The organism is Rhizobacter sp. P2_H2, from assembly GCF_056403375.1.
In genome coordinates this window covers 1-7,198 of record NZ_JBFUFP010000194.1, presented here as the reverse complement: position 1 = coordinate 7,198, position 7,198 = coordinate 1, and the positions used below count along the sequence as shown (strand labels likewise).

General features: G+C 69.6%; 7 protein-coding genes. All 7 read left to right on the top strand.

From position 1 onward, the window contains the following. Positions 1 to 631: ABC transporter substrate-binding protein (locus AC1D15_RS12920; RefSeq protein WP_477826287.1), on the top strand; the 631-nt coding region annotated here is incomplete at its 5' end. A gap of 33 nt (positions 632 to 664) precedes the next feature. Then, entirely contained in the window at positions 665 to 2,104 is a 1,440-nt protein-coding gene (locus AC1D15_RS12915) for an extracellular catalytic domain type 2 short-chain-length polyhydroxyalkanoate depolymerase (RefSeq protein ID WP_477826286.1), read from the top strand. A gap of 8 nt (positions 2,105 to 2,112) precedes the next feature. After that, on the top strand, positions 2,113 to 2,856 hold the full coding sequence (locus AC1D15_RS12910; protein WP_477826285.1) for an ABC transporter ATP-binding protein: 744 nt from the start codon (positions 2,113 to 2,115) through the stop codon (positions 2,854 to 2,856). Beyond that, positions 2,853 to 3,581, top strand: a complete 729-nt coding sequence (locus AC1D15_RS12905) for an ABC transporter ATP-binding protein (RefSeq protein WP_477826284.1) — start codon at positions 2,853 to 2,855, stop codon at positions 3,579 to 3,581. Before AC1D15_RS12910 ends, AC1D15_RS12905 begins: the two co-directional genes overlap by 4 nt. Continuing rightward, positions 3,578 to 4,573 carry a branched-chain amino acid ABC transporter permease gene (locus AC1D15_RS12900; RefSeq protein ID WP_477826283.1) on the top strand — a complete coding sequence of 332 codons (996 nt, stop codon included), beginning with the start codon at positions 3,578 to 3,580 and terminating at the stop codon, positions 4,571 to 4,573. The genes AC1D15_RS12905 and AC1D15_RS12900 overlap by 4 nt, the downstream gene beginning before the upstream one ends. A gap of 8 nt (positions 4,574 to 4,581) precedes the next feature. Beyond that, positions 4,582 to 5,634, top strand: a complete 1,053-nt coding sequence (locus AC1D15_RS12895) for a branched-chain amino acid ABC transporter permease (protein WP_477826288.1) — start codon at positions 4,582 to 4,584, stop codon at positions 5,632 to 5,634. Further along, positions 5,631 to 7,198: 3-hydroxybutyrate oligomer hydrolase family protein (locus AC1D15_RS12890; RefSeq protein ID WP_477826282.1), on the top strand; the 1,568-nt coding region annotated here is incomplete at its 3' end. The genes AC1D15_RS12895 and AC1D15_RS12890, both read left to right, overlap by 4 nt.

Sequence of the window (7,198 nt, the reverse complement as noted above, 5' to 3'; positions counted from 1 at the left end):
GTCGATCAAGAAGGCGAAGCTGATCGACGGCGAGTACCTGCCGACCAGCACCACCGATTTCACCGCCGGTGCGCAGCGCCTGATCGACAAGCTGAAGGACCAGCCCGGCCGCAAGATCATCTGGATCCTGTGGGCCGGGGTCGGCAACCCGTTCAAGATCGCCGACCTCGACCTGAAGCGCCACGGCATCGAGATCGCGGCCGGCGGCAACATCCTGCCTGCGATGGCCGCGTACAAGAACTTCCCCGGCATGGAAGGCGCCACGTACTACTACTTCGGCATCCCGAAGAACCCGGTCAACGAATGGCTGGTGGCCAATCACTACAAGCAATTCAAGGCGCCGCCGGATTTCTTCACCGCCGGTGGCATGAGCGCGGCGATCGCGGTCGTCGAGGCGCTGAAGAAGACGCAGGGCGCGACGGCCACCGACAAGCTGATCGCTGCCATGGAAGGCATGGCCTTCGAGACGCCCAAGGGCCGCATGGTGTTCCGCAAGGAGGATCACCAGGCGATGCAGAGCATGTACCACTTCCGCATCAAGGCCGACCCGGCCTTCGCCTGGGGCGTGCCGGAGCTGGTGCGCGAGATCAAGCCCGAAGAGATGGACGTGCCGATCCGCAACAGGCGCTGAGCAAGGTCCGCCCCACAACCAGGAGACACCACGATGAAGAACCGGTTCGCCAGGATCGGGGCTGCAGCCTCGCTCGTGTTTGCCGCGGCCTGTCAGGCCACTCCGCTGCCCCAGCTGCAGATCGACCCCGCCGAGGTCAGCGTCTCCGGCCTGTCCTCCGGCGGCTTCATGGCCGTGCAGATGCACGTCGCCTACTCGGCCACGTTCAAGCGCGGTGCCGGCATCGTGGCCGGCGGGCCGTACTACTGCGCCGAGGGATCGATCGTCAACGCGACCGGCCGCTGCATGACGCACGCGAGCACCATCCCCGTCAGCAGCCTCGTCAGCACCACCAACAGCTGGGCCACGAGCGGCCTGATCGACCCGGTCGCCAACCTCGCCAATTCGAAGGTCTACCTCTACTCCGGCACCTCGGACAACACCGTGAAGCCGGCGGTGATGAACGACCTGAAGACCTACTACCAGAGCTTCGTGCCGGCGGCGAACCTCTTCTACAAGAACACCATCGCGTCCGGCCACGCGATGATCACCGACGACTACGGCAGCAGCTGCGCCACGACCGCGTCGCCCTACATCAACGACTGCGACTTCGACCTCGCCGGCGAGATCCTGAAGCAGCTGCACGGCACGCTGAACCCGCGCAACAACGGCACGCTGTCCGGCACGTTCACCGAGTTCGACCAGACCGCCTTCATCACCGGCCACGGCATGGCCACCACCGGCTGGGTCTACGTGCCGCAGAGCTGCAGCACAGGCGCTGTGTGCAAGCTGCACGTGGTGTTCCACGGCTGCCAGCAGAACACCGCGCTGGTCGGCCAGCAGTACGTGCGCAACACCGGCTACAACCGCTGGGCCGACACCAACGGCATCGTGGTGCTCTACCCGCAGACCAGCACGCAGGCCACCAACAGCTGCTGGGACTGGTGGGGGTACGACAACGCGAACTACGCGAAGAAATCCGGCCCGCAGATGGCGGCGGTGCGCGCGATGATGACGACGCTGGGCAGCGGCTCGGCACCGTCCGGCCTGCCGGCACCGGCGGGCGTCGGCACCTCGGGCGCGACGGCGAGCAGCATGGTGATCAGCTGGGGAAGCGTCAGCGGCGCGAGCGGCTACAACGTGTACCGCGGCGGCAACCAGGTCAACGCGAGCCTCGTCACCGCGACGAGCTACACCGACACCGGCCTCGCCGCCGGCACCACGTATTCCTGGACGGTGAAGGCGGTCGACGGCAGCGGCGTCGAAGGGCCGTCGTCCGGCGCCGCCACCGGCACCACCACCGGCGCGCCGCCGGCCGCCACCTGCACCACCGCGAGCAACTACGCCCACGTCGCGGCCAACCGCGCGCACGTGCAGGGCGGCTATGCGCTCGCCAACGGCTCGAACCAGAACATGGGGCTGTGGAATCTCTTTGTCACGACGACGCTGAAGATGACCGGCACGAACTACTACGTGATCGGCACCTGCCCCTGACCGCCGCGATGCTCGAGACCCAGGACCTCACCATCCGCTTCGGCGGCCACGTCGCGGTCGATCGCGTCAGCTGCACGTTCGAATCCGGCACGCTGACCGCGATCGTCGGCCCGAACGGTGCCGGCAAGACGACCTGGTTCAACCTGATCTCCGGACAGCTGCGCGCGACGGCCGGCCGCGTGCGGCTGCACGGCATCGACATCACCGCCGAAGGCCCGGCCGCGCGCACGCGGCGCGGCATCGGCCGGGCCTTCCAGCTGACGCAGCTGTTCCCCGCCCTGCCGGTGCGCGAGAACGTGCGGCTCGTCGTGCAATCGCGCGCACGACTCGGCCTGAACCTGTGGTCGGTGTGGCGCGACCACCGCGGCGTGCTCGAGCGCACGCAGCAGCTGCTCGAACAGGTGCGCCTCGAAGCCCGGGCCGATCAACCGGCCGGCAGCCTGCCGCATGGCGACCAGCGCAAGCTGGAGGTGGCGATGCTGATGGCGCTGGAGCCGAGCGTCTTCATGTTCGACGAGCCGACCGCCGGCATGAGCGTCGACGAGGTGCCGGTGGTGCTGGACCTGATCCGCCAGCTGAAGGCGCGCGCGGACTGCACGATCCTGYTGGTCGAGCACAAGATGGACGTGGTGCGCGAACTGGCCGACCGCATCGTCGTGCTGCACAACGGGCAGCTCGTCGCCGACGGCGAGCCCGGGCTCGTGATCGCGTCGCCGGTCGTGCGGCAGGCCTACCTGGGGCTGGCGGCATGACGCTCTCGCTGCAGGGCGTGCACACGCACGTCGGCGCCTACCACCTGCTGCAGGGCGTCGACCTCGACGTGCCGGCCGGCCAGGTGACGATGCTGCTCGGCCGCAACGGCGCCGGCAAGACCACCACGCTGCGCACGATCATGGGCCTGTGGACGGCCTCCGCCGGCCGCATCGCATTCGACGGCGACGACATCACGCGCCTCGGCACGCCGCGCATCGCGCAGCGCGGCATCGCCTACGTGCCCGAGAACATGGGCATCTTCGGCGACCTGACGGTGCGCGAGAACCTGCTGCTGGCCGCGCGCGGTGCCCGCTCGCTGGCCGACATCGACACGCAGCGCCTCGACTGGCTGTGCGGCCTGTTCCCCGCGCTGCGCACGTTCTGGCTGCAACCGGCCGGCGCGCTGTCGGGCGGGCAGAAGCAGATGCTCGCGATCGCGCGCGCGATGATCGAGCCGCGCCGCCTGCTGCTGATCGACGAGCCGAGCAAGGRCCTCGCGCCGGCCATCGTGCAGAACCTGGTCGCGGCGCTGCGCGAGATGAAGGCGACCAGCACGACGATCCTGCTGGTCGAGCAGAACTTCGCGATGGCGCGCGCGCTCGGCGACCGTGTCGCGGTGATGGACGGCGGCCGCATCGTGCACCGCGGCGCGATGGCCGAGCTGGCCGACGACGAAGCCTTGCAGCACCGCCTGCTCGGGCTCTCGCTGGGAGCGCATGCATGAGCAGCACGCTGCCCCGTTCGTCGTTCGACTTGCTGCCGATCGCACTGGTGCCGCTGCTCGCACTCGCCGCCTGGCCCTTGATCGGCTCTGCGTCGAGCTGGCTCACGCTGACGGTGGCCGGCCTCGCGATGGGGATGATCGTCTTCATCGTCGCATCGGGCTTGACGCTGGTGTTCGGGCTGATGGACGTGCTGAACTTCGGCCACGGCGTGTTCATCGCGTTCGGCGCCTTCATCGCCACCAGCGTGCTCGGCGGCCTGGCCGACTGGACCGGCGCCGACAGCCTGTGGCTCAACCTGGCCGCGCTGTTCCCGGCGATGCTGGCCGCGATGGCACTCGCCGCCGCCGTGGGCTGGGCCTTCGAGCGCGTGCTGGTGCGCCCGGTCTACGGCCAGCACCTGAAGCAGATCCTGATCACGATGGGCGGCATGATCATCGGCGAGGAGCTGATCAAGGCGATCTGGGGCCCGGCGCTGATCCCGTTGTCGCTGCCGCAGGCGCTGCGCGGCGTGCTGGCGCTGGGCGACGCGTCGGTCGAGAAGTTCAGGCTGCTGGCCACCGGCCTCGGCGCGGTCGTGCTGGCCGCAATGCTGTTCACGCTGAACCGCACCAAGCTCGGCCTGCTGGTGCGCGCCGGCGTGCAGGACCGCGAGATGGTCGAGGCCCTCGGCTACCCGGTGCGCACGCTGTTCGTCGGCGTGTTCGTCGCCGGCTCGGCGCTGGCCGGGCTCGGCGGCTCGCTGTGGGCGCTGTACCAGCAGGGCGTGGTGCCGCAGATCGGCGCGCAGCTGAACGTGCTGATCTTCATCGTGATCATCATCGGCGGGCTGGGCTCGACGCTCGGCTGCTTCGTCGGCGCGCTGCTGGTCGGGCTGCTGGCCAACTACACCGGCTTCCTGTGGCCGAAGGTCGCGCTGTTCTCGAACATCGGCCTGATGGTCGCGGTGCTGCTGTGGCGGCCCCGCGGGCTGTACCCGGTGAGTTCGCGATGAGCGCGCGCCTGCTGGATCGCCTGCTGTCGCACGACCTGCCGCGCAGCCGCGTGCTCACGGTGCTGCTGGCCGCGATCGTGCTCGGCCTGGCCGCCACGCCGTTCGTGTTCCCCGGCACGCAGGCGATGAACGTCGCGGCCAAGGTGATGGTCTTCATCGTGCTGGTCGCGAGCTTCGACCTGCTGCTCGGCTACACCGGCATCGTCAGCTTCGCGCACACGATGTTCTTCGGCATCGGCGCTTACGGCATCGCGATCGCCAGCACGCGGCTCGGGCCGGGCTGGGGCGCGCTGGCGGTGGGCATGCTGGCGGCGCTCGCGGTGTCGCTCGTGCTGTCGCTGCTGATCGGCCTGTTCAGCCTGCGCGTGAAGGCGATCTTCTTCGCGATGATCACGCTGGCGGTGGCCTCGGCCTTCCTGACGCTCGCGTCGCAGCTGTCGGACTGGACCGGCGGCGAAGACGGGCTGAGCTTCCGGCTGCCCGAGGCCTTGGGCGATCGCCGGGTCGCGTACTACCTGCTGTTTGCCGTGGCGCTGACGCTGGTGCTCGCGATGCTGCGCATCGTCAACTCGCCGTTCGGCCGCGTGCTGCAGGCGATCCGCGAGAACGACTTCCGCGCCGAGGCGATCGGCTACCGCACGGTGGTGTACCGCACGCTGTCGAACGTGCTGTCGGCGCTGTTCGCGACGCTCGCCGGCTGCGTGCTCGCGCTCTGGCTGCGCTACAACGGGCCGGACACGTCGCTGAGCTTCGAGATCATGCTCGACGTGCTGCTGATCGTCGTGATCGGCGGCATGGGCAGCGTCTACGGCGCGGTCGTCGGCAGCCTGCTGTTCGTGCTGGCGCAGAGCTACCTGCAGAACCTGATGGCGCTCGCCGCGCCGCTGGTGGGCGGCGTGCCGCTGCTCTCCACCTTGATCTCGCCCGAGCGCTGGCTGTTGTGGCTCGGGGTTCTCTTCGTGCTGTCGGTCTACCACTTCCCGAACGGGATCGTGGGGCGGCTGCGCGCGATGCGGACAAGCCAGCCGGCCCCTCACACCAAGAAGGAGACATCGCCATGAAGATGAACCTGCACCCGCTCACGCTCGCCGCCCTCGGACTGTCTGCCGTTGCCGTCGCCGGCTGCGGCAGCGACGACGACATGCCACCCCCCGTCAACACACTGCCCGCCAACGTCACGCAGCAATCGATGACGGACTATCCCGCGACCAGCACCGGCAGCGGCAGCACTGCCGCGACGCAGGACCYGCTGACCGGCGGGCTCGGCAAGTCCGGGCTGGGCGGCGCGGCACCCACCTACGCCGATCCGCTGAACCCGACCGCCGCCGAGCTGCGCCGCAACGCCCTCTTCAGCAACTACCGCGGCCTGGTCGACATCAGCGCCGGCGGCGGCTACGGCACGCTGTACGGGCCGAACGTCGATGTGACAGGCCAGGCGACGACCGGCGAGGGCCTGATCCCGGGCCGCGAGTACGTCGCGGTGCTGGACAACGCGGCCGGCACCAAGCGGGTCGCGATCGCGGTGCAGATCCCCGACAGCTTCAACCAGAGCGCGCCGTGCCTCGTGCTCGGCCCGTCGTCCGGTTCGCGCGGTGTGTACGGCGCGATCGCCACCTCGGCCGAGTGGGGCCTGAAGCATGGCTGCGCGGTCGCGCTGACCGATGCCGGCAAGGGCATGGGGCTGTACGACATGGCGGACGACACGGTGAACCGCATCGACGGCACGCGCGCGACGCGGGCCGCGGCCGGCGCGGCAGCGTCGTTCGCCGCTGCGGTGACCGACACCGCGCGTGCCACATTCAACGCGCTGTTCCCGAACCGGCTGTCGCTGAAGCAGGCGCACTCGCAGCAGAACGCCGAGAAGGACTGGGGCRGCGACACGCTGGTGGCCGCCGCCTACGGGCTGTATGCGCTGAACGACCGCTACGGCAATGCGGCGGCGCCGCTGCCGTTCACCGCGGCCAACACGATCGTGATCGCCGGCTCGGTGTCGAACGGCGGCGCGGCGGTGCTGCGCGCGGCCGAGGCCGATGCGACGGGCCTGATCGACGGCGTGGTCGCCGGCGAGCCGGTGACCGAGCTGCCGACCACCACCGGCTACGGCGTGGAGTTCGGCGGCGCGGCGGTCATCGGCTACGGCAAGAAGCTGGGGGATTTCACGACCTACGGCAACCTCTACCAGCCCTGCGCCGCGCTGGCGGCCGGCGCGGCGATGGCCGAGACCTCGACCTTCAACTACCTGGTGGCGACCGCGCAGACCGGCAAGGCCGCGGCGCGTTGTGCGGGCCTCGCGGCCAAGGGCCTGGTGACCGGCGCGGACACGGCGGCCCAATCGGCCGACGCATTGGCCAAGCTGCGCGCCTATGGCTGGACCGCCGACAACGACCAGATGCACAACGCGCACTACGCACTCGGCAACGGGCCGATCCTGTCGGCGATGTACCCGATGATGTACGGTCGCTTCTCGGTGACCGACAACCTGTGCAACACCAGCTTCGCGCAGGTGGATGCGGGCGGCAACCCGATCGCAGCTCTCGCGGCGAGCAAGGCGCCGAGCTTCGCGACCGGCAATGGCAMCGCCAACGGGTCGCCGGCCAGCGTCGTCTACAACGATTCCGTCGGCGG